This is a genomic window from Variovorax sp. RO1 (assembly GCF_002849325.1).
GTDB lineage: Bacteria > Pseudomonadota > Gammaproteobacteria > Burkholderiales > Burkholderiaceae_C > Variovorax.
Map to the genome: position 1 here is coordinate 302,501 of NZ_PKMT01000002.1, position 21,880 is coordinate 324,380.

Sequence of the window (21,880 nt, forward strand, 5' to 3'; positions counted from 1 at the left end):
TTGGTGAGCCTTTACCTCACCAACTACCTAATCTGCCATCGGCCGCTCCATTCGCGCAAGGTCTTGCGATCCCCTGCTTTCATCCGTAGATCGTATGCGGTATTAGCACAGCTTTCGCTGCGTTATCCCCCACGATTGGGCACGTTCCGATGTATTACTCACCCGTTCGCCACTCGCCGCCAGGATTGCTCCCGCGCTGCCGTTCGACTTGCATGTGTAAGGCATGCCGCCAGCGTTCAATCTGAGCCAGGATCAAACTCTATAGTTCGATCTTGATTTTTGCGCCTGACCTCGCGGTCAAGCAAAACTCATAAAAAAAGAATTAAAGTGAACTTCACTTCTATCTCATGAGCGTTTTTAAGTCTTGCGACTTGTTCCGAAGAACTTACGCAATTACCTTCAAACGCCCACGCTTATCGGCTGTAATTTTTTAACGATCACCGAAGCAACTTATCGTTTACTTCGTTTTGCTTCGCTGCGATCAGCGGAGCCTTGTAGTCTAGCACGATTTTTTAAGTATCGTCAAACTTTTTTCGCTTTCTTCAACTTCTTTTTCCGCATCCCGAATCTTTCGATTCAAGCTGCCGAAGTTGTTTTCAGCGGAGCCTTCGATTATGCACTGTTTTTTCAAACCGCGTCAACTTTCGGAGACTTTTTTCGCTTTCCACTTCTTCTTTCCTGCAACCCGAACCTTTCAGTTCAAGTCGCTGAAGTTGTTTCCAGCGAAGCCTTCGATTATGCACTGTTTTTTCAAACCGCGTCAACTTTCGAAGACTTTCTTCACCACCCACAACCAGCACTCCTGAGAGCACCAGTCGCTTCGAAAACCAGAGGTATTCAGCAGCGAAGCCTGCCAGTGTATGTCATTTTGAGTGCCGCAGCCAACAAGAGATGAAAAGAATCTGCAGTGCGGCCGCCCCACTGGCTTGTAGCGCCGCCAAGCATCGCCTGATCTCACAGCATTCTCCCCAGGAGCCGCACTCACGCCACACGCTCCTCCTTATATATAGAGATAGAAGGACACGCGTTCTCCCAGGCGCCATGGAGTAACTCCCCTAACGCCTCCATCGATAGCAGAGACATCCGCCAACCGCATCACCTCAGCCCCCAACGAAAAATGCCCGTCAGACATATGTCTGACGGGCATTCAAACCGACTCAACTGCAGCCAGGCGCTTAGCGCCCGGCTCAGCCTTGCTTAGTAATAGCGCGAGCTGTTCATGCGGCGCATCGCTTCGTACAGCGTAGGCATGCGCACTTCTTGCGAACGACGGTTCATGCGGGCCAGGGCGTCGACCTTGGCGACGGCTTCAACCGATGCGACGTCGTCCGACTGCTGGCGCCAGACTGCCGCTTGCAGCTCTTGCATGATGCGCGGGTCGCTCTGGGCGGTCGCCAGGAAGCGGGCGTCTGCACGGGCTTCCGCACGGCGTTCTGCAGCTTCGCGCCACAGGGTGGCGAGGCTGCTCTTGCGCACCGAGCCCACGAAGAGCGCGAACAGGGCGATGGCGGCGACACAGAACACGGTCCATGCGGCGAGCAGTGCGCCTTCATCCCAGTTGGAAACGATCTTGTCGGCGACCACGAGCACGGCGGCCGCGAGGGCCAGCACGAACAGTGCGATCAGCGGACGGGCGCCATGGGCACCGGCGCGGGCGGCCTGGATCTGGCCGAAGAGAACTTCGGCGCGACGGACGCCGGGATGTTCGGTGGGTTGGTCAACGTGGACAAAGCTGGTCATGATGCATCCCTCCTAGGGATAAGTGGTAATCAGTGGTGGCGAACAAGGCCGATGGGTCGATATTAGGGATTACCCCAGTGTTTGGCCACTTTATCTTTCTGATGCTTATCATTCACATCGCTGATGGATGTCAATTTCCGCACATTCGACCTGAACCTGCTGCGCGTCTTTGATGAGGTGATGGCGGAGCGCAACCTCACGCGCGCCGCACGCAACCTCGCGATCACCCAGCCGGCCGTGAGCAACTCGCTGCGCCGCCTGCGCGAGCTGCTGGGCGACGAGCTGGTGCGGCGTTCCGGTGCGGGCGTGGAGCCCACGCCGCGGGCGCAAGCCCTCTGGCCGACCGTGCGCGACGCCTTGCGCCAGCTGCAGCACACGCTGGCACCCGGCGAATTCGACGCCGGCACCGCCGACACGACCTTCCTGCTGGCCATGGCCGACGCCACCGCCGCCGAACTCATGCCGGGGCTGGTGAAGATTGCAGAAGAAGAAGCGCCTGCTATCTCGCTGCGCGTGCTGCCGCTGACCACGCGCGACCCGCGCCGCATGCTGGAACATGAAGAGGTCGACATGGCCGTCGGCTACTTTCCGGCGGTGATCGCGAGCCTGGCGGCGCGCGGACAGTCGGGGGTGGGGGTGCCGTTCGAGACCCAGCGGCTCTACCTGGGCCAATATGTATGTGTGATGCGGCGCGGCCATCCGCTGGCGGGGGCACCGTTGACGCTCGACAGCTACTGCGCGGCGCGGCACCTGCTGGTGAGTTTTTCGGGCCGGCCCTATGGCTTCATCGACCAGACGCTGGGCGCCATGGGGCGCGAGCGGCGGATCGCGGTGACGGTGAACCAGTTCTTCACCGCCGGGCGCGTGGTCGCCAATTCGGACCTGCTGGCGGTGCTGCCGCGCCACTTCGTGAGCGTGACCGGCATCGAGGAGCAACTGGTGGTGCACGACCTGCCGTTCGACCAACCGCCGGTGCACGTGGATGCCATCTGGCATCGGCGCGCCCAGCACGGGCATTCCCACGAGTGGCTGCGAACGGCGCTGTTGCGCTCGGCGGCCGCGGCGTTCGCGGGCTCGGTTCACGGGCAGGCGTGACCCGCCCCTTGAACCAGGGTGCGCCGCTCGAGGCGGCGCGGGTCAGTCAGTTACCTGACGACGCTGAGCCAGGCGGAAGCCGCAGCACGCAGCTCTTGTGCGTGGTGCGCGCCACGGCCGGCACGGCTGTCGGCGCTTTCCATCAGCGCAGCGGCGTGGCTGGGGGTCTGGGTCGGCGACGAGCGGAAGAAACGGGCCACTTGGGCAAGAAGACTGAACATGACGGTACGCGGCGTGTGGCTGCGACAGAGTTGATTAACGATGGATGTAGATTAAGGGTAATCCCTAGTAAAGCAAGCCCCACGTTATGCAGCTCACGCATAGTGCGATTCACCTAGACTGATCCGACGATGAAGTTGCAACTGCTCTCCGACCTGCACCTGGAATCCCACCCGAGCTTTCATGCCGACCCGATCCCGGGTGCCGACCTGCTGGTGCTCGGGGGCGATATCGGCTCTTACCAAGAAGGCTCCCGCCTGACGGACACCGACTTCGGCCTGGGCCGCTTCTCGCCGCGCAACGGCTGGCCGACGCCGGTGGTCTACGTGCCGGGCAACCACGAATACGACAACCTCGATTTCGACGCCACGCATGCGCGCCTGCGTGCGCTGTGTGACGAACTCGGCATCCTGTGGCTCGAGCGCGAGACGCTGGTCATCGAGGGCATCCGCTTCATCGGCACCACGCTGTGGGCCGATTTCGACGCGCTGGTCGAGCCCCGCGACGGGCTCGCCGAAGCGCTCAAGAAGCGCGGCAAGGCGATGCGTGCGGCCGACTTCTACCTCGAGAAAATGGCCGGAACGCGAAACGGATTGCCCTTCATGGCTGCCGAAATGCGAGAGCAAGCGCTCACCTGCCAGACTTGGCTGCGCGACGCGCTGGCCCAACCCTTCGACGGCACGACGGTGGCCATCACCCATTTCGCGCCCAGCCTCGCGAGCGCCGACCCCCGCTACGGGCTCACGCCCGGCACCGCGGGTTTCTGCAATTCGCTCGACGAGCTGCTGCCGCACGCGCAACTCTGGCTGCACGGTCACCTGCACTGCCCGTTCGATTACGTGAAGGACGGCTGCCGCGTGGTCGCCAATCCACTGGGCTACCGCAGCAACGGCGAACAAGAGGGCTACCAGCCCCAGTTGCTGATCGAGGTCCGCTGACCGGCCGCTTCGCCCGTCAGGCGTTGCGGCCCTTCGCCACGAGGCGAATGCCCGGCATGAGTTCGGCGGCCAGTTCGGGCCGCTCCAGCGCGTAGTCGAGATTCATGCGCGCGATCTCGACGTGCTCTTCGCCGAGCGCCTGTGCGCGCGAGCCTTGGCCGCGCTCGATCGCCTGCACCATCGCGTGGTGCGTGCGATGCGCCTGCCGCATCCACTGCTGCCCCTCTTCCATCGACGACTGCATCGGCAGCATCGCGCTGGGCGCGGCAAAGGGCTGGCCGCCGAGCATGTCCATCACGCGCTTGAGTGCGAGGTTGCCGCAGCCTTCGAGGATCAGCTTGTGGAAGCGGTCGTTCATCTCGACGTACGCGGCGTAGTCGTCGATCTCCATGCTGGGCTTGTTGACGGCGCGGTCGCCGTCTTCCAGGCAGTCTTTCAAGTCGCGCAGCAACTGGCGCGACACGCCGTCTTCCGCCAGCAAACGGGCGGCAAAGCCCTCGATCACGCCGCGCACGCGGATCGCGTCGGCCACTTCCTGGGAGGTGAAGCGGCGCATCTGGTAGCCGCCGCTGGGCGACTGCTCGATCAGGCCTTCGTGCTCGAGGCTGGCCAGCGCCAGGCGCACCGGCGTGCGCGAGGCCCCGAGCTTCTCGGCCAGCGGGATCTCGGCCAGCCGCTCTCCAGGCACGAATTCGCCCTTGAGGATCAGGTCGCGCAGTTGCACGAGCACGCGGGATTGTTGGGAGTCCATCGGGAGGCGCCAGGGCAACGGGGAGAGGGATGAATGGGCGGATTCTAGGAGAACCGCCCGCCGCTGCACGCAGCATAGCCAAACGGGCGCAGTTGTTGCATACAGTGCAAATAGATGTGTGTCAAAAACCCACAAACACCCCAGAGTTAACCCTATATATGGTTTCCATCGGCCCCAAAGCAGGGCGAACGAGGCGATGAAAGTTTGACCTTTGTCAAAAATCACCAAGACAATGCATACAACTGCATGCAATGCCTGCAGGCCTTCTGACAAAGACCTCTCGATGGAGCCCGCACGATGATCAGCGCCGAGCAAAACGATTTCATCACCCGCGTCGGACCCGGCGCGCCCGCCGGCAAGCTGCTGCGCCGCTACTGGCAGCCGGTGGCCCTGGCCGACGAACTGGCGGGTCCGCGCCCGGTCAAGCCCGTGAAGCTCATGGGCCAGGACTTCGTGCTGTTCCGCGACGAGAGCGGCCAGCTCGGCATGCTCGACCGCGACTGCCCGCACCGCGGCGCCGACCTGGCCTTCGGCCGGCTGGAAAACGGCGGCATCCGCTGCGCCTTCCACGGCTGGCTGTTCGACGCCAAGGGCAACTGCCTGGAGACGCCGGCCGAGCCCGCCACCAGCAAGCTGTGCAGCCGCATCAAGCAGTCGGCGTACCCGGTGGTCGAGAAGGCCGGCGTGGTCTTCGCGTACATCGGCGAGGGCGAGCCCCCGGCCTTCCCCGAGTTCGACTGCTTCGTCGCGCCCGACAGCCACACCTTCGCGTTCAAGGGCCTCTTCGAATGCAACTGGCTGCAGGCGCTCGAAGTGGGCATCGACCCGGCGCACGCCTCGTACCTGCACCGCTTCTTCGAGGATGCCGACACCTCCGAGAGCTACGGCAAGCAGTTCCGCGGCGCCTCGGCCGACTCCGACATGCCCATCACCAAGGTGCTGCGCGAGTACGACCGCCCCGACATCAGCGTGGAGCCGACCGACTACGGCTTCCGCCTCAAGGCGCTGCGCAAGCTCTCGGAAGACACCACCCACGTGCGCGTGACCAACGTGGTGTTCCCGCAGGCCTTCGTGATTCCGATGAGCGCCGAGATGACCATCTCGCAATGGCATGTGCCCGTGGACGACACGCACTGCTACTGGTATGCCGTGTTCACCAGCTTCACCGGCCCGGTCGACAAGCAGCAGATGCGTGACCAGCGCCTGAAGCTGTACGAGCTGCCCGACTACACCTCGCGCAAGAACAAACGCAACAACTACGGCTTCAGCATCGAAGAGCAGCTGACCGAAACCTACACCGGCATGGGCGACGACATCAACGTGCACGACCAGTGGGCGGTGGAGTCGCAGGGCGCCATCCAGGACCGCACGCGCGAGCACCTGGGCAGCACCGACAAGGGGATCATTGCCTACCGCCGCGTGCTGGTGAAGGCCATCGAGGCCACGCTCGCCGGCGAAAGCGCGCCGATGCTCATCGACGCCGCGCAGGCCAGCGCCATGACCGGCCCGCCGTCGATCGACGGCATCGGCAAGGTGGTCGACGAAGCCGCCACCGAGGCCTATTGGCAGGACGCCGACCGCGCGCGCCGCCTGAAGTCCGACTGGGCGTCCGCACGCCTGGCCGCCACGGCCTGAGCACGCGCCATGAACAGCAGCCACACCTTCGTCGACCGCTTCGGTCTCTGGTCGGCCGACCAGCATGCGCAAGCGCGCGAGCTCGTGCGCCGCATCGACAGCGGCGAGGTGGACACCGTCCGCTTCGCCTGGCCCGACCAGCACGGCCTGCTGCGCGGCAAGACCCTGGTTGCCAGCGAGGCGCGCTCGGCCCTGTGGGAGGGCGTGAACCTCACCTCCACCCTGCTGGCCAAGGACACCTCGCACAAGACCGTGTTCCCCGTGTTCACGCAAGGCGGCGGCTTCGCCATCGAGGGCCTGCAGGGCGGCGCCGACTTCACCATCGTGGCCGACCCCGCCACCTTCAAGGTGCTGCCCTGGGCACCGCGCACCGGCTGGATTTTGTGCGACGCCTACATGGCCGACGGCCGGCCCTGCCCCTTCGCCACGCGGCAGATCCTGCAGCGCGCGGTGGCGCAGCTCGACGAGCTGGGGCTGGACTTCATCGCAGGCCTCGAGGTCGAGTTCCACGTCTTCAAGCTCGAAGATGCGCGCATGGGCCTGTCCGACTCGGGCCAGCCCGGCGAACCGCCGCGCGTGTCGCTGCTGTCGCACGGCCACCAGTACCTGACCGAGCTGCGCTACGACCGCGTCGACGGCCTCATGGAGCTGCTGCGCTCGCAGCTCGTGGCGCTCGGCCTGCCGCTGCGCTCGCTCGAGATCGAGTTCGGCCCGAGCCAGTTCGAGCTCACCTTCGGCCCCACGGCCGGCGTGACGCCCGCCGACACCATGGTGCTGCTGCGCAGTGCGATCAAGCAGATCTGCCAGCGCGCCGGCCTGCACGCCACCTTCATGTGCCGCCCGAAGATCCCGAACGTGATGTCCAGCGGCTGGCACCTGCATCAGTCGCTGCGCCGCAAGAGCGATGGCGTGAATGCCTTCATGCCCGAGCCCGGCGGACGCGACCTCAGCGAGATCGGCATGCACTACCTCGGCGGCCTGAAGGCGCACGCCTGCGGTGCGGCCGCATTGGCCAGCCCGACGATCAACGGCTACCGCCGCTACCGCCCCTTCTCGCTGGCACCCGACCGCGCGATCTGGGCCCGCGACAACCGCGGCGCGATGCTGCGCGTGCTCGGCGGCCCGGGCCAGAACGCCTCGCGCATCGAGAACCGCGTGGGCGAGCCGACGGCCAACCCGTACCTGTACCTTGCGTCGCAGTTGTTCTCGGGCCTGGACGGCATCCGCCACCAGACCGACGCCGGTCCTTCGGCCGATGCACCCTACGAAACGCCGGCCGAGCAACTGCCGCGCTCGTTGAGCGACGCCCTCGCCTGCCTGCGCAAGGACGAAATGCTCAACGCGCAGATGGGCAAGGTCTTCGTCGACTACCTGTGCCACATCAAGGAAGCGGAAATCGCCCGCTTCAACCTCGAAGTCTCGGAGTGGGAACACCGCGAGTACTTCGACATGTTCTGAACCCCATGCCCACGATCCACTACATCCTCAAGGACGGCACCACGCGCGAGGTCGACGCCAAGGTCGGCGCCAGCGTGATGGAGACCGCCATCCGCGGCAACGTGCGCGGCATCGACGCCGAGTGCGGCGGCTGCTGCTCGTGTGCGACCTGCCACGTCTACGTCGACGACGCATTCCTCGAACTGCTGCCGCCGCCCGACGACATGGAAAGCGCGCTGCTCGATGCCGTCGCCTCCGAGCGCCGGCCCGGTTCGCGCCTGAGTTGCCAGCTCAGCGTGAGCGCCGCCCTCGATGGCCTCACGGTGCGTGTGCCCGATACACAGGTCTGACCAACGCGTCGGGCATCATCGCCCGCTGCCAAACATCCGGTTACAAGCCAGCGGCGCCCGCGCGGCGCATTCCACTCCCACAGAAAGGCGTTTTTTCATGACGACGACGATGACCAAGCGAACCCTCCTCTCGACCCTGCTGCTCGCCGGTTTCGGCATCGCGGGTGCGGGCCAGGCCCTGGCCCAAGCCTTCACCGAGCCGCTGCGCATCGGCCTCATCGCGACCTACTCCGGCCCCTACGCCGACTACGGCCGCCAGTTCGACGCCGGCATCGCGCTGTACCTGAAGGAGCACGGCGGCAAGGTGGGCGGGCGCACCGTCGAAATCATCAAGAAGGACACCGCCGGCCCCGCGCCCGACGCCGCCAAGCGCATCGCGCAGGAACTCGTCGTGCGCGACAAGGTGAGCATCCTCACCGGCCTGGACTTCAGCCCCAACGCCTACGCCGTGGGCGCCATTGCCACGCAGGCCAAGATCCCCACGCTGGTGATGAACGCCGCCTCCTCGGCCATCACCACCAGCTCGCCCTACGTGGCGCGCCTGTCGTTCACCGTGCAGCAGGTCACCGACCCGATGGCGCGCTACATGCTCAAGCAGGGCGTGAAGGACGCCTACACCGTGGTCGCCGACTACGCCTCGGGCGTCGATGCCGAGACCGCGTTCAAGAAGGCCTTCACCGCCGGTGGCGGCAAGGTCTCGGGCGAGGTGCGCACGCCGATGAGCAACCCCGACTTCTCGGCCTACGTGCAGCGCATCAAGGACGCCAAGCCCCAGGCCGTGTTCTTCTTCTTCCCCTCGGGCGTGATGCCGCCGGCCTTCCTCAAGGTGTGGAAGGAGCGCGGCATGGAACAGGCCGGCATCAAGCTCTTCGCCACGGGCGAAGCCACCGACGACAGCTACCTGGACGCCACCGGCGACGTGGCGCTCGGCCTCGTCACCAGCCACCACTACTCGTTCGCGCACAACTCGCCGAAGAACCAGAAGTTCGTCAAAGACTTCGCCGCCGACAACGGCACCAAGCTGCGCCCGAGCTACTTCGCCGTGACCGCCTACGACACCATGGCCGCCATCGACCTCGCACTGGCCAAGACAAAGGGCGACACCGCCGGCGACAAGTTCATGGACGCGCTCAAGGGCCTGAGCTTCGAGAGCCCGCGCGGCCCGATCGAGATCGACGCCGCCACGCGCGACATCGTGCAGACCGTCTACATCCGCAAGACCGAGCGCGCCAACGGCCAGCTGGTGAACGTGGAGTTCGACAAGTTCGAGCGCGTCAAGGACCCGGCCAAGGAAGCCGCCGCCGCCAAGTAAGCCAACGCCAGCCAACGCCAGCCAACGCCAGTACGCAGCAGCAGCAAGCAGGAAATTCATGGGTATCGTGATCTTCGACGGGGTGGCCTACGGCATGCTCCTGTTTCTCATCGGCGTGGGCCTGTCCATCACGATGGGACTCATGAATTTCGTCAACCTCGCGCACGGCAGTTTCGCGATGGTGGGCGGCTACGCGGCCAGCGTGCTCATGAACCAGTGGGGCCTGGGCTTCGGGCTCTCGCTGGTGGCGGCCTTCGTGGCCGCGGCGCTGGTGGGTGCGGTGCTGGAGTTCGTGTTCTACCGGCGGCTGTACCGCGCGCACCCGCTCGACCAGGTGCTGCTGTCGATCGGCGTGGTGTTCGTCTCGATCGCCGCGTTCACCTACTTCTTCGGCCCGACGATGCGGCCCTTCACGCTGCCCAAGGCGCTCGAAGGCCAGGTGTCGTTGCTCGGCCTCGAGGTGGGCCGCTACCGCCTGTTCCTGATCGGCTGCGGCGTGGCCGTGCTGGTCGCGCTGCTGCTGGGCCTGGGCAAGACGCGCTACGGCGCGATGGTGCGCGCCGCGGTCGACAACCAGCGCGTGGCGGGTGGCACGGGCATCCACGTGCAGCGCCTGTTCTTCCTGACCTTCTCGCTGGGCTGCGGCCTGGCGGGCCTGGGCGGCGCACTGAGCCTGGGCATGCTGGGGCTGGAGCCGTCGTTCCCGCTCAAGTACCTCGTCTACTTTTTGATGGTGGTGTGCGTGGGCGGTGCGGGCACCGTCACCGGGCCCTTCATTGCGGCGCTGCTGGTCGGCATCGTCGACGTGGCGGGCAAGTACTACCTGCCTGAAACCGGCGCCTTTCTCATCTACGTGTTCATGATCGTCATGCTGCTGGTGCGCCCGAACGGCATCGTCGCCAAGAAGGGGCTCGCATGAAGCCGCTGAGCCTCTCCCCTGCGCAACTGCGCGTGGCCGAAATCGCCTTCTGGCTTGCGCTCGCGTCGAGCTTTTTCCTGCTGCCCGACAAGCTCACGCTGATGAGCCAGATCATGATCTTCGGGCTCTTTGCCGTGTCGCTCGACATGGCGCTGGGCTACGCGGGTATCCTCACCGTGGGCCACGCCGCCTTCTTCGGCGCGGGCGCCTACGCGGCCGGCCTGCTCGCCAAGTACGGCTGGAGCGAGCCCTTCAGCGGCCTGGTGTTCGCGCTCGCCGTGTGCGCCCTGCTGGGCTACGTGCTGAGCTACCTCGTGGTGCGCGGCGCCGACCTCACGCGGCTGATGATCACCATCGGCGTGTGCGTGCTGCTGTTCGAGCTGGCCAACCGGCTCTCGGGCATCACGGGCGGCACCGACGGCCTGCAGGGCGTGGTGATCGCGCCCGTGCTCGGCCTGTTCGACTTCGACCTCTACGGCAAGACCGCGTTCGGCTATGCCTTCGGCGTGGTGCTCGCGATGTTCCTGCTCGTGCGGCTGGTGCTGCGCTCGCCCTTCGGCCTGGCGCTGCGCGGCATCCACGACAGCCGCAAGCGCATGACGGCCATCGGCTCGCCGGTGGAAGCGCGGCTGCGCATGGCCTACGCGATGTCGGCCGCGGTGGCCGGCGTGGCGGGCGCGCTGCTGGCACAGACCACGCAGTTCGTCGGCATCGAGTCGATCAGCTTCAACCGCTCGGCCGAAGTGCTCATCATCCTCGTGCTCGGCGGCACCGGGCGGCTGTACGGCGGGCTCATCGGGGCCATCGTCTACATGCTGGTGCACGACTGGTTCGCCGACATGAACCCGCAGTACTGGATGTTCTGGCTCGGCATCTTCCTGATCGCGGCCGTCATGCTGGGACGCGGCGGGATCATGGGCGCACTGTCGCGCGTGGTTCGCACGGGGAAGGCACGATGACTTCCACCACCACGACCACCACGCACGCCCTGCGCACGCAGAACCTGGGCATCCGCTTCGGCGCCTTCCAGGCCGTGAGCGACGTCAACCTGTCGCTCGAACCCGGTGCGCGGCAGGCGCTGATCGGCCCCAACGGCGCCGGCAAGACCACGCTCATCAACCTGCTCACGGGCGTGTTCAAACCCACCAGCGGATCGATCCGCCTGGGCGGGCGCGACATCACGCGCCTGCCCGGCGACAAGCGCGCCCGCATGGGGCTGGCGCGCACCTTCCAGATCAACACGCTGTTCCCCAGCCTCACGCCACTCTTGTCGGTGGTGCTGGCCATCAGCGAGCGCGAAGGGCTGGGCGCCACGTGGTGGCGGCCGCTCAAGGGCTGCACCGCCGTGTTCGACGAGGCGCATGCGCTGCTCGCCACGCTGAAGCTCGACGCCCTGGCCGACGTGCCCGTGGCCGAGCTGGCCTACGGCAAGCAACGGCTGCTCGAGATTGCACTGGCGCTCGCCGCCAAGCCCCGCATCCTGCTGCTCGACGAGCCCGCCGCCGGCGTGCCGGAGGACGAGAGCGGCGAACTCTTCGAAGCCATTGCGGCGCTGCCGGCCGACATCAGCGTGCTCTTCATCGAGCACGACATGAAGCTCGTGTTCCGCTTTGCGCGCCGCATCTCGGTGCTGGTGGGCGGACGCATCCTCACCGAAGGCACGCCCGCCGAGATCGGCGCCGACCCGCGCGTGCGCGAGGTCTACCTGGGAAGCTCGCACCACCATGGCTGACACCGACACCGCCGCACTCGCCTTCGACCGCGTCACCGCCGGCTACGGCAACGCCGTGGTCCTCGACCGCCTCGACTTCTCGCTGCGGCCCGGCGAAAGCCTGGCCATCCTCGGGCGCAACGGCGTGGGCAAGACCACGCTGCTCGAAACGCTGATGGGCAACACTCGCGTGATGCAGGGCGCGATCCGCTGGCAGGGCGCCGACATCACGCGCTGGCCCGCGCACCAGCGCGTGCGCGCCGGGCTGGGCTGGGTGCCGCAGGAGCGCGAGGTGTTCCCGTCGCTCACGGTGGAAGAAAACCTCACGGTGATCGCCCGCCCCGGCAGCTGGACCTTGCAGCGCGTCTACGAGTTCTTTCCGCGCCTGCGCGAGCGGCGCGGCAACTACGGCAACCAGCTCTCGGGCGGCGAGCAGCAGATGCTGGCCATCGGCCGCGCGCTCATGACCAACCCGAAGCTGCTGCTGCTCGACGAGCCGATGGAAGGCCTCGCGCCGATCATCGTGGAAGAGCTGGCGGCCGCCATCCGGCGCCTGTGCGAATCGGAAGGCCTGGCCTCGATCGTGGTGGAGCAGCACCCGGTGCTGGCCCTGGACATGACGCACCAGGCGATCGTGCTGGAGCGCGGCACCGTCGTGCACGCCGGCCCGAGCGCGGCGCTCGCGGCGGACAAGGAGCTGCTCGAAGGCTTGCTGGGCGTCGGCATCGCCGAGGCGCCGGCCGGCTGAGCCGTCAGGCCAGCAGGCCGATCTTCCTGGCGCCGGCGAAGAAACGCCACGACGCCACCCCTGCGGCGATCGCGCTCACGCCCCACGACAGCCACAGGCAGGTGTAGAGGATGAAGGCCAGGCCGATGTCCACCACGCGCGCGAGGAAGGTCGTGTCCTGCCCGAACAGCACGTGGGTGCCCAGGCCCCACCACACGACGTACGGCAGCGCGGCCAGGCACAGGCCGTAGACCAGGCTGGCCGCCAGCGGGCCGAGGTGCTCGCGCAGCACGGCCCAGCGCACGAGGAAGAACAGGGCCAGGTCCAGCAGCACCAAGGCCAGCAGGCCGAGGCCCAGGATGAGTTCGAGGGTCATGGCCGCACTGTAAGCACGTCGCCCGGCGAAAGGACTGTGCGGGTGCCGGCGTACCGGCAGGCGCTACCGGACGCCGCAGCGCGCGGTACGCCTCACCGGCATCAGCTCAGCATCTGCCCGCGGCTGCCGATCACGGCCACGTCCACGAACTGGCCGCCTTCGCGGTTCGAGCGGCCGTAGTTGATCTTCACGCCGCCGAGGTCGAAGTTCTCGATGCTCGCCATGCCGCCGAGCACGGCGGCGCGCGTCGGCGAAGGGCCGGCGCGGCGCAGGCCTTCGGCCAGCACGGCGGCGTTCATGTAACCCTCCAGGCTGGTCAGCGAGAAGTCCTTGGTGCCGTTGGCCACCATGTCGGCCTGGTAGCGGCGCACGATCTCGAACTTGGTCGAGTACGGCGACGGCACCACGATCACGAAGCCCAGGCCGCGTGCCAGGTCGCCCATGGCCGACAGCGCGCTGGCCGTGATCGACAGGCCGTAGGCCGAGCTGCTGTTGCCCGCGCCGCGCAGCGCCTTCAAGAACACCGGCGCCGTGCCGGCCAGGCCGACCACCACCACCTGCGGCTTGGCCTTGGCGATGGCTTCTGCGGCCGGACCCACTTCCATGCTCGTGGTGTTGGGCGTGGTGGCGATCACCGCCGGCTCCAGCTTGGCCTTGGCCAGCGCGTTCTTGAACGCCGCCAGCACCGACTGGCCCAGCGGGTCGTTCGAATGCACGAGGCCGATGCGCGTCTGGCCCAGCACGGCGGCCGTGCTCACCAGCTTGTCGACCTCCTGGTCGTAGTTGGCGCGCACCCAGAAGGTGTTGGGTGAGGTCTTCTTGCGCAGCGCGATGGTGCCGGTGATCGGGCCGACCACGGCCATGCCGGGCACCGCATCCATCACCTCGGCGGTCTGGCGCGTGCCCAGCGGGTGCACCAGCGCAAGCACCGAGCTGTCTTTTTCGAAAGCCAGCGCGTTGGCCTTGGCCACGTCAGGCTTGAAGGTGTCGTCGGCCATCACAAGCTCGACCTTGCTGCCGTGCAGGCCGCCGGCCTTGTTCAGCGCGTTGAAGAACGCGCTGGAGCCCTGGTACAGCCCCTGGCCGTTGGCCTTTTCCACGCTGCTGTTGTCGAAGGTCGTCCCGATGCGGATCGCACGGTTCTGCGCGAACGCCGGAAATCCCAGCCCGACGCCGGCCGCGGCGGCCGTCGTGGCGGCCAGCCCGGAAAGGGCGCGGCGGCGGCTGGTGGAAAGCGGCGCGGTCGACTCGCGCGGCACGGGGACGGTCATGATCAAAGCCTCCAATAGTCGGTGACAAAAGTTCACATTTCAAACAGAAATGTAACGCACCTCACTGGATCGGTCATGACAAACCCTAAAGCAGCTCCTCGCCCACGATGGGCAGCAGCAGCCAGTTCTTGAAGCGCAGCCAGAGGAATTCGCCCGGTTCGTCCTCGTGCACGATGTCGCCGCCGGCATCGTCGTATTCCAGCCACTGCACGCGCCGCCCGCCCGGCGCGAGCCGCAGCCGGTAGCCCAGGTTGACGCGCTCGCCGTTCATGAGCTTGTCGTAGTCCTGCACCAGCCGCGGGCTGTCGATGACCAGGCCCATCTCGGTGTTGACGGCGGCCGAGCGGTGGTCGAGGTTCATCGAGCCGACGAAGAAGCGCTGGTCGTCCACGATGGCCAGCTTGGCGTGCAGCCGGCTGATCGACTTGCCGAAATCGCCGAAGCGCCCCGAACGCCCGGAGAGCGTGGGCGCGATCTCGTAGATGGTGACGCCGATCTTCAGCATGTCGGCGCGGTAGCGCTCGTAGCCCGCGTAGGCCAGCGGCTCGTCGGTGGCGCCCAGCGAGTTGGTGATGACCGTGATGCGCCCGCCGCGCTCGATGGCCGTCTTCATCATCGCCATGCCGCGCGCGCCCGGAATGAAATACGGCGAGCCGATCTTCACCTCGTGCTTGGCCGCCTGGATCACGCCGAGCGCGCCTTCGGTCACGCTGCCGCCGTAGGCCGCCTCGGCCTTGCGCGTGATCTTGTCGGGGTCGTCCACGAACAGCGTGGCCGGCGCCCAGTAGCGGTCGATGCGGCCCGTGGTGAGCTGCTCGCCGACCGGCGACTTGCCCAGCACGTCGCGCGGCTGCATCGGCACGTCGGGCACGGCCGCGCGCGCCAGGGCGTCGAAGCGCCGCTGGGCTTCTTCGAGCGGCAGGCGCTGCGGCACGATGCGCTCGATGGGCCAGGCGTGGTCGCTGTTCCAGTAGCGGTCGAAGCCCTCGGACATGCGGCGCACGATCGGCCCGCTGGACAGCACGTCCATGTCGATGAAGTTCGCCGCCGTGCTGCGCATGAAGTACTCGTTGGCGATGTTGCGCCCGCCCGAGACCGCGAAGCTGTTGTCGGCCACCAGCAGCTTGTTGTGCATGCGGTGGTTGATGCGGCCGAAGTCGCCCAGCGAGAACAGCAGCCGCGCGGGCAGCGAGCTGGCGCGCGACGGCAGCGGGTTGAACAACCGCACCTCGATGTTCGGAAAGGCCGAGAGGGTGCTGAACACCTCGTCCTCGCCGCCCGTGTAGAGGTCGTCCACCAGCAGCCGCACGCGCACGCCACGCGCGGCGGCCTCGCGCAGCTCCTTGAGGAACAGCAGGCCGACGTCGTCGTTGCTGATCAGGTAGTACTGCACGTCGAGCGACTTCTCGGCGTGCCGCGCCAGCGAGATGCGCGCGTCGAACGCAAACGCCGCCTCGGGCAGCAGCCGGAAGCCCGACAGCGGCACCGCGCTGCCCTGCGGCGCGTCCTTGGCGGCCAGCCGGCCCAGGTCGGTGTCGGCCACGTCGGTGATCGCATTCGTGAGCACCGGGTGCGGTTGCGGCGGCGGCAGGCTGGCGCAGCCCGCGAGCCAGGCGATGGCCAGCCCCGTCGACACCAGGGCGACGAAGCGACGGAGGCGGGAGAGCGCGGCGGCCATGGGTCGCACTGTAGCGCCGCAGAGCCCGGCCGGGGCGGCATGCCGCCCTATGATCAACGGCACATACAGCAGCCAACGAAAAGAAGGAAAAAACGCGTGCTCAATGGGTTGTGGCTGGGGTTCTTCGGGATGGCGGCGCTGGCAGCGCTGGGACGCTGGCTCGTCGGCGGTGACCCGACCGTGTTCGCGGCGCTGGTCGAAAGCCTGTTCACGATGGCGCGGCTGGCCGTCGAGGTGATGGTGCTGCTGTTCGGCACGCTCACGCTGTGGCTGGGCTTCCTGCGCATCGCCGAAGCCGCCGGCCTCGTCGGCTGGCTCGCGCGTCTGCTCGGTCCGCTGTTCCGGCGCCTGATGCCGGGCGTGCCGGCCGGGCACCCGGCGCTCGGGCTCATCACGATGAACTTCGCCGCCAATGCGCTGGGGCTGGACAACGCCGCCACCCCCATCGGCCTGAAGGCCATGCGCGAACTGCAGCGCCTGAACCCCGACCCCGTGACGGCCACCAACGCGCAGATCCTGTTCCTGGTGCTGAACGCCTCGTCGCTGACCTTGCTGCCCGTCACCATCTTCATGTACCGGGCGCAGCAGGGCGCGAGCGACCCGACGCTGGTGTTCCTGCCGATCCTGCTGGCCACGAGCGCCTCGACGCTGGTGGGCCTGCTCACGGTGGCGGTCGCGCAGCGCCTGCGGCTGTGGGACCCGGTGGTGCTGGCCTACCTCGTGCCGGGCGCGCTGCTGCTGGGCGGCTTCATGGCGCTCCTGGGCACGCTCTCGGCGGCGGCCATCGCCTCGCTGTCGTCGCTGCTGGGCAACCTCACGCTGTTCAGCGTGATCATCGTGTTCCTGGCAGCGGGGGCGATCCGGCGCATCAAGGTCTACGAGGCCTTTGTCGAGGGCGCGAAGGAAGGCTTCGACATCGCAAAGAACCTGCTGCCGTACCTCGTCGCGATGCTGTGCGCGGTGGGCGTGCTGCGCGCCTCGGGCGCCCTCGACTTCGCACTCGACGGCCTGCGCTGGCTGGTGCAGGCGGGTGGCTGGGACGCACGTTTTGTCGACGCGATGCCGACCGCGCTCGTCAAGCCCTTCTCGGGCAGCGCGGCCCGCGCGATGCTCATCGAGACCATGAAGACCCAGGGCGTCGACAGCTTCCCCGCGCTGGTGGCCGCCACCATCCAGGGCAGCACCGAGACCACGTTCTACGTGCTAGCGGTGTACTTCGGAGCCGTGGGCATCCAGCGCGCGCGGCATGCGGTGGCGTGCGCGCTGCTGGCCGAACTGGCGGGGGTGGTGGCCGCCATTTCGGTCTGCTACTGGTTCTTCGGCTAGTTCGCAGTCATTCAGGGCGACACTCCCGCCGACGGGGAGCCTTGCTCCGCGAATGTCCTCCGCCCTTCGGGCTCCCCCTTAATTTCGCTGCGCAAGGCACCCCATCGACGTGAGCGTCTTCAGTGCGGTCGTTGATCGGGCCAGCACAACGAGAGCGCCCTGCGTGCTCAGGACACTGGGTGCTTCCCGCAGCGAAATCAAGGAGGAGGCCGCAGGCCGGGGGACATTCGCGGAGGGAAGTACCCGGTGGCCTGGGCACGCGCCCTGAACAACTACTTGCGCGGCTCCACCACCGGAAACATCAGATCGAAGTTGTCGAGCATCCCGAACAGCTCCCCGAGCTTCGCGCGGTTGCCATCGATCTTCACCTGCCCCGACTGCACCGCCTCAGGAAAGGTCGTCTGCTTCAGCGTGATCGCATCGAGCGTCGCCCGGCTCAGCGTGACGGTGGCATCCGCCCCGCTCGCCTGCTGGTTCTTCACATGCGTGAGCGCCGAGTTCTCCAGCGTCAGCACGAACTTCTGGTTCGAATCGGTGAAGTTCCAGTTGACCACCATCGTCTTGCCTTCGGCCTTGGCCGCGTCGAGCCGCACGCCGAGGTAGTCGAAGAAGAGTTCGTTGCTCACCGCCTTCAGCGTGTCGCCGTTCGCGCTGCTGCCGCCCGGGATCTTCGGCACGCCGTTGCGCAGTTCCATCGCGCCCACCAGGTAGGCGCTGCGCCAGGTGCCCGCCTCCGACTGGTAGCCCAGCTGTTCGAGCGCGTCGGCGCCGAGTTCGCGTGCCGCGCGGTTCGCCGGGTCGGCGTACACCACCTGGCTCATCGCGCTCGCCACCCAGCGGTACTCGCCCTTCTTGAAATCTTCGCGGGCGCGCGCCACCACCGCGTCGGCGCCGCCCATGTACTCGACCGTCTTCTTCGCTTGCGCCACCGGCGGCAGCGGGTTCAGGTTGGCCGGGTTCGCGTCGTACCAGCCCAGGTACTTCTGGTAGACCGCCTTCGCGTTGTGGCGCAGCGTGCCGTAGTAGCCGCGCGTGGACCACTCCTGCTCCAGGCTCTCGGGCATGCGCAGCGTCTCGGCGATTTCGGGTGCCGTGTAGCCGTGATTCAGCAGGCGCAGCGACTGGTCGTTGATGAACTTGTACATGTCGCGCTGCTTCTTCAGCAGGTCGACGATCCGCGCACGCCCCGTGGTGGGCCAGTGGTGCTGCGCGATGAGCACGTCGGTCTTGTCGCCGAAGGCCACGCGGGCCTCGTCGATGTATTTGGCCCACAGGTTGCCGTCGCGCACCTCGGCGCCGCGGATCGTGTACAGGTTGTGCATGTTGTGCGTCACGTCCTCGGCCATGTTGAGCACGCGGAACTGCGGCATGTACATGAGCATTTCGGACGGCGCCTCCGAGCCCGGCACCAGCTGGAACACGATCTGCACGCCGTCGATGGTGCGCTCCTCGGTGGACTTCTCGATGGTCGAGGTGGGCGCGATCAGCGTCACGCTGCCGCGCGCCAGCGCCTTGCCCAGGCCCGTGTCGACCTGGCCGCGCGCGCCCGGCGGCAGCAGCGTGCCGAACTGGTACTGCGAGCGCCGGTTCATCGCGTTGCCCGCGAGGATGTTCTCGGCCACCGCCGATTCCATGAAGCCCGAGGGCGCGATCACCTGCACCTTGCCCGCCGCCACGTCAGCCTCGCTGACCACGCCCTTCACGCCGCCGAAATGGTCGGCATGGCCGTGCGTGTAGATCACCGTGCCGACCGGCTTCTTCGGGCGATGCTGGTAGTACAGCTCGAGCGCGGCGCGCGCCGTCTCGGCGGCCAGCAGCGGATCGATCACGATCAGCGAGGTGTCGCCTTCGACGATGGTGATGTTCGCCAGGTCGAAGCCGCGCACCTGGTAGACCCGGTCGGTCACCTTGAACAGGCCGTGAATCGCATTGAGCTGCGCCTGCCGCCACAGGCTCGGGTTGACCGTGTCGGCCGCCTCGTTCGCTTTCAGGAAGTCGTAGGGCTTCATGTTCCAGACCGGGCGCGGGCCGCTGCCGGTCACCAGCGCGTCGGGCACGGTGCCGATGAAGCCGCGCATCGCGTCCTCGAAATCCTGCTTGTTGGCAAACGGCAGCGCCTTCGCCATGTCGGCGTTGGCCTTCAGCGTGACGGACTCGGCCGCCTTGGGCGCCACCACCGGCTGCGCCGCAGCAGTGAAGGCGCAGGCCCAGGCGACGAGGACCAGGGAGAAACGGGTGGGCGCGGAAGCAATGCGGGTCATCGATGTCTCGGGGTTGTTGTCTGTCGAACGACGGGGCACGGGAAAGCACGGGGAAGCCGTGGCCGATTCTCGGAAGCACCCAACCCCTTGGCAAATGCAAAATGTGATCTTGCTTTTGAACCAGAACGCAAAATGCAGCTGCGCCACCTCCAGCACCTGATCGCCCTCGCCGAGCAAGGCAGCTTCGGGCGTGCCGCGCAGGCCGTGCACCTGTCGCAACCCGCGCTGTCGCGCAGCATCGACGCGCTCGAACAGGCGCTGAAGACCCGCCTCATCGATCGCGCCTACGGCACCGTGCGCTTCACGCAGGCCGGCGAGCTGGTGCTGGCGCGGGCCCGCGAGCTGGTCGCCGACGCGCGGCAAATCCAGCGCGAGGTGCAGCAGCTCGAAGGCCTCACGCTCGGCAGCCTCGACGTGGGCCTGGGCCCGTTCGCGGCCGGCCTGCTCGGGCGCGCGGCGCTGTCGCTCATGACGCAGCGCCACCCGCAGCTGCTGATGCGCATGGAAGTGGCCGACACCGTCACGCTGTGCGAGCGGCTGCACAAACGCCAGATCGACCTGTTCATCGCCGACACCCGCGACCTGAAGAAGCCCTCGGGCCTGAAGCTCGTGCGGCTGCCCAACGTGCCGGTGTCGTTCTTCGTGCGGCCCGGGCACCCGCTGCTGAAACAGCCGGCGCCGCTCACGCTCGAGCAGCTCATGGACTACCCCGTGGCCGGCCCGCATCTGCCCAGCGAGGTGGCCGCGTATTTCGACCGGCAGATCCGCCGCACCGACCGCGGCGTGTTCAACGTGATCTGCGACGACGCCGACACGCTGCGGCACCTGGCGCTGACCGCGCACGCGGTGATCCTCGCGCCCCACGCGCCCGGCCTCACGCCCGAGACCGCCGCGCTCGCGCCGCTGGCGGTGACGGGCCTGTCGCGCATGCGCACGCACTACAGCCTGGTGACGCTGGCGGGCCGCACGCCCACGGCCGCCGCCACGGTCTATACCCGGCTGGTGACCGAGTTGCTCGGCCCTGCCAAGCAGCCCGCCAAAGCCTGAGCCAAAATGGTCCCTTCCTTTGCCGCTCACCGCCTTGCCGTCCGTTCTCCCGTGACCACCTCCCGCCGGGCCCAGCCCCCCACCTTCTCGCCCGGCGAATTCCGCAAGGCACTCGGCATGTTCGCCACCGGCGTGACCATCGTCACCGCACGCGCGGCCGATGGCAGCCTGGTCGGCCTCACGGCCAACTCGTTCAACTCGGTGTCGCTCGCGCCGCCGCTGGTGCTGTGGAGCCTGGCGCGCGCGGCGGCGTCGATGTCCGCGCTGCGCGCCGGCTCGCACTACGCGGTCAACATCCTGGCCGCCAACCAGAAGACGCTGGCGGAGCGTTTCGCCACCAAGAACATCGACCGCTGGGCCGACGTGGCCTACACCGAAGGCCTGGGCGGCGCGCCGGTGCTGCAGGGTGCGGCGGCGAGCTTCGAGTGCTTCAACCGCAGCCGCTACGACGAGGGCGACCACGTGATCTTCGTGGGCGAGGTGGAGCGCTGCATGCACGACCCCGACGCCTCGCCGCTGCTGTTCCACGGCGGGCGCTTCTACACCGAGCATCCCTTGTGAACCGCCCCGCGCTGCTGGCCGTCCTGCTGCTCGTCGCGCGGATTGCCACGGCGCAGGGCACGCCTGAGCCGACATCGCCATCGCTGCGGCAGAACTGGTTCGACGACCCCTTCTTCCAGGTCGCCGCGGGCCTGCCGGCCTGCCCCATGCCGCAGGGCCCCTACTACACCGCCGAGGAACGCCGCGCGCAAACCCACTCGCGGCTGGAGCGCGGCACCAGCTGCTGGCTCGCCGGCAAGTGCACCGACAGCAACGCCTACCGCTACGACAAGCCGCTCGCGCCCAAGGTGCGCGCCGCGCTGCTGGCCGTGCCCGGCGTGCGCCGCGGCAGCGTGTGGGTCACCGTGCAGCGCCGCTGGGTCTACCTGCAGGGCTGCGTGCCCGATGCGGCCCTGGCCCGGAAGCTCGAACGCGCGGCGCGCACCGTGCCCGACGTCGAGACCGTGGTGCCCGACCTGATGGTGGGCACGCGCGGCAAGCCGCCCTACCCGATGGCCGGGCACTGAGCGGCGCCGCACGGCGTTGG

General features: G+C 67.3%; 22 protein-coding genes and 1 rRNA gene (1 of these 23 only partly in view). 15 read left to right on the forward strand and 8 right to left on the reverse strand.

Going from position 1 to position 21,880, the window contains the following annotated elements; all coding sequences use genetic code 11:
• Window positions 1–268 (reverse strand): 16S ribosomal RNA (locus tag CY658_RS12575); it reaches 1,267 nt to the left of the window's first position.
• A 96-nt stretch (window positions 269–364) separates the two neighbouring features.
• Between CY658_RS12575 and CY658_RS32475 the strand changes: the two genes are divergently transcribed.
• Window positions 365–895, forward strand: coding sequence for a hypothetical protein (locus CY658_RS32475; protein ID WP_143713679.1), 531 nt, complete (start codon window positions 365–367; stop codon window positions 893–895).
• Window positions 896–1,197: 302 nt separating this feature from the next.
• Here CY658_RS32475 and CY658_RS12580 read toward each other — a convergent pair whose 3' ends face one another.
• Window positions 1,198–1,740: a hypothetical protein gene (locus CY658_RS12580; RefSeq protein WP_101490539.1), complete on the reverse strand. Its 543-nt coding sequence runs from the start codon at window positions 1,738–1,740 to the stop codon at window positions 1,198–1,200.
• A 123-nt stretch (window positions 1,741–1,863) separates the two neighbouring features.
• On the opposite strand from CY658_RS12580, the gene CY658_RS12585 reads away from it, so the two are divergent.
• On the forward strand, window positions 1,864–2,835 hold the full coding sequence (locus CY658_RS12585) for a LysR family transcriptional regulator (RefSeq protein WP_101490540.1): 972 nt from the start codon (window positions 1,864–1,866) through the stop codon (window positions 2,833–2,835).
• Between the two features lie 50 nt (window positions 2,836–2,885).
• On the opposite strand, the gene CY658_RS32760 is transcribed toward CY658_RS12585, so the two are convergent.
• A complete protein-coding gene (locus CY658_RS32760; RefSeq protein WP_180838940.1) occupies window positions 2,886–3,056 on the reverse strand; it encodes a hypothetical protein in 171 nt (56 codons plus the stop codon).
• Window positions 3,057–3,185: 129 nt separating this feature from the next.
• Between CY658_RS32760 and CY658_RS12590 the strand changes: the two genes are divergently transcribed.
• Window positions 3,186–3,992, forward strand: a complete 807-nt coding sequence (locus CY658_RS12590) for a metallophosphoesterase (protein ID WP_101490541.1) — start codon at window positions 3,186–3,188, stop codon at window positions 3,990–3,992.
• Between the two features lie 16 nt (window positions 3,993–4,008).
• Here the strand turns inward: CY658_RS12590 and CY658_RS12595 are convergent, their stop codons facing one another.
• Window positions 4,009–4,743: a GntR family transcriptional regulator gene (locus CY658_RS12595; RefSeq protein ID WP_101490542.1), complete on the reverse strand. Its 735-nt coding sequence runs from the start codon at window positions 4,741–4,743 to the stop codon at window positions 4,009–4,011.
• A gap of 297 nt (window positions 4,744–5,040) precedes the next feature.
• Between CY658_RS12595 and CY658_RS12600 the strand changes: the two genes are divergently transcribed.
• From CY658_RS12600 to CY658_RS12635, 8 genes are all read left to right on the forward strand, one after another.
• Window positions 5,041–6,378 carry an aromatic ring-hydroxylating dioxygenase subunit alpha gene (locus CY658_RS12600; RefSeq protein ID WP_101490543.1) on the forward strand — a complete coding sequence of 446 codons (1,338 nt, stop codon included), beginning with the start codon at window positions 5,041–5,043 and terminating at the stop codon, window positions 6,376–6,378.
• A gap of 9 nt (window positions 6,379–6,387) precedes the next feature.
• Window positions 6,388–7,836: a glutamine synthetase family protein gene (locus CY658_RS12605; RefSeq protein WP_101490544.1), complete on the forward strand. Its 1,449-nt coding sequence runs from the start codon at window positions 6,388–6,390 to the stop codon at window positions 7,834–7,836.
• Between the two features lie 5 nt (window positions 7,837–7,841).
• Complete coding sequence (locus CY658_RS12610; protein ID WP_062470484.1) at window positions 7,842–8,165, forward strand: 2Fe-2S iron-sulfur cluster-binding protein; 324 nt, start codon at window positions 7,842–7,844, stop codon at window positions 8,163–8,165.
• Between the two features lie 97 nt (window positions 8,166–8,262).
• Complete coding sequence (locus tag CY658_RS12615) at window positions 8,263–9,477, forward strand: ABC transporter substrate-binding protein (protein WP_101490545.1); 1,215 nt, start codon at window positions 8,263–8,265, stop codon at window positions 9,475–9,477.
• 58 nt (window positions 9,478–9,535) lie between these two features.
• Window positions 9,536–10,396, forward strand: coding sequence for a branched-chain amino acid ABC transporter permease (locus tag CY658_RS12620; protein ID WP_101490546.1), 861 nt, complete (start codon window positions 9,536–9,538; stop codon window positions 10,394–10,396).
• A complete protein-coding gene (locus CY658_RS12625) occupies window positions 10,393–11,355 on the forward strand; it encodes a branched-chain amino acid ABC transporter permease (protein WP_101490547.1) in 963 nt (320 codons plus the stop codon). The genes CY658_RS12620 and CY658_RS12625 overlap by 4 nt, the downstream gene beginning before the upstream one ends.
• Window positions 11,352–12,128, forward strand: a complete 777-nt coding sequence (locus CY658_RS12630) for an ABC transporter ATP-binding protein (RefSeq protein ID WP_101490548.1) — start codon at window positions 11,352–11,354, stop codon at window positions 12,126–12,128. The genes CY658_RS12625 and CY658_RS12630 overlap by 4 nt, the downstream gene beginning before the upstream one ends.
• The gene (locus CY658_RS12635) at window positions 12,121–12,855 is read left to right on the forward strand and encodes an ABC transporter ATP-binding protein (RefSeq protein ID WP_101490549.1); all 735 of its coding nucleotides are present in this window, start codon (window positions 12,121–12,123) and stop codon (window positions 12,853–12,855) included. The genes CY658_RS12630 and CY658_RS12635 overlap by 8 nt, the downstream gene beginning before the upstream one ends.
• Window positions 12,856–12,859: 4 nt before the next feature.
• On the opposite strand, the gene CY658_RS12640 is transcribed toward CY658_RS12635, so the two are convergent.
• From CY658_RS12640 to CY658_RS12650, 3 genes are all read right to left on the reverse strand, one after another.
• Window positions 12,860–13,210 (reverse strand): hypothetical protein, encoded by a 351-nt coding sequence (locus tag CY658_RS12640; RefSeq protein ID WP_101490550.1) that lies wholly within the window; start codon window positions 13,208–13,210, stop codon window positions 12,860–12,862.
• 101 nt (window positions 13,211–13,311) lie between these two features.
• Entirely contained in the window at window positions 13,312–14,481 is a 1,170-nt protein-coding gene (locus tag CY658_RS12645; protein ID WP_101490551.1) for an ABC transporter substrate-binding protein, read from the reverse strand.
• A gap of 85 nt (window positions 14,482–14,566) precedes the next feature.
• Window positions 14,567–16,159, reverse strand: a complete 1,593-nt coding sequence (locus tag CY658_RS12650; RefSeq protein ID WP_101490552.1) for a phospholipase D family protein — start codon at window positions 16,157–16,159, stop codon at window positions 14,567–14,569.
• 96 nt (window positions 16,160–16,255) lie between these two features.
• Between CY658_RS12650 and CY658_RS12655 the strand changes: the two genes are divergently transcribed.
• Window positions 16,256–17,485, forward strand: coding sequence for a nucleoside recognition domain-containing protein (locus CY658_RS12655; protein ID WP_101490553.1), 1,230 nt, complete (start codon window positions 16,256–16,258; stop codon window positions 17,483–17,485).
• Window positions 17,486–17,757: 272 nt separating this feature from the next.
• Here CY658_RS12655 and CY658_RS12660 read toward each other — a convergent pair whose 3' ends face one another.
• Window positions 17,758–19,746 carry an alkyl/aryl-sulfatase gene (locus CY658_RS12660; RefSeq protein WP_101490554.1) on the reverse strand — a complete coding sequence of 663 codons (1,989 nt, stop codon included), beginning with the start codon at window positions 19,744–19,746 and terminating at the stop codon, window positions 17,758–17,760.
• A 132-nt stretch (window positions 19,747–19,878) separates the two neighbouring features.
• On the opposite strand from CY658_RS12660, the gene CY658_RS12665 reads away from it, so the two are divergent.
• From CY658_RS12665 to CY658_RS12675, 3 genes are read left to right on the forward strand one after another with little or no spacing between them, the layout of a single operon-like run.
• A complete protein-coding gene (locus tag CY658_RS12665) occupies window positions 19,879–20,793 on the forward strand; it encodes a LysR family transcriptional regulator (RefSeq protein WP_101490555.1) in 915 nt (304 codons plus the stop codon).
• 51 nt (window positions 20,794–20,844) lie between these two features.
• Complete coding sequence (locus CY658_RS12670) at window positions 20,845–21,354, forward strand: flavin reductase family protein (protein ID WP_101490556.1); 510 nt, start codon at window positions 20,845–20,847, stop codon at window positions 21,352–21,354.
• A complete protein-coding gene (locus tag CY658_RS12675; RefSeq protein ID WP_101490557.1) occupies window positions 21,351–21,860 on the forward strand; it encodes a BON domain-containing protein in 510 nt (169 codons plus the stop codon). Before CY658_RS12670 ends, CY658_RS12675 begins: the two co-directional genes overlap by 4 nt.
• Window positions 21,861–21,880 lie beyond the last annotated feature (20 nt).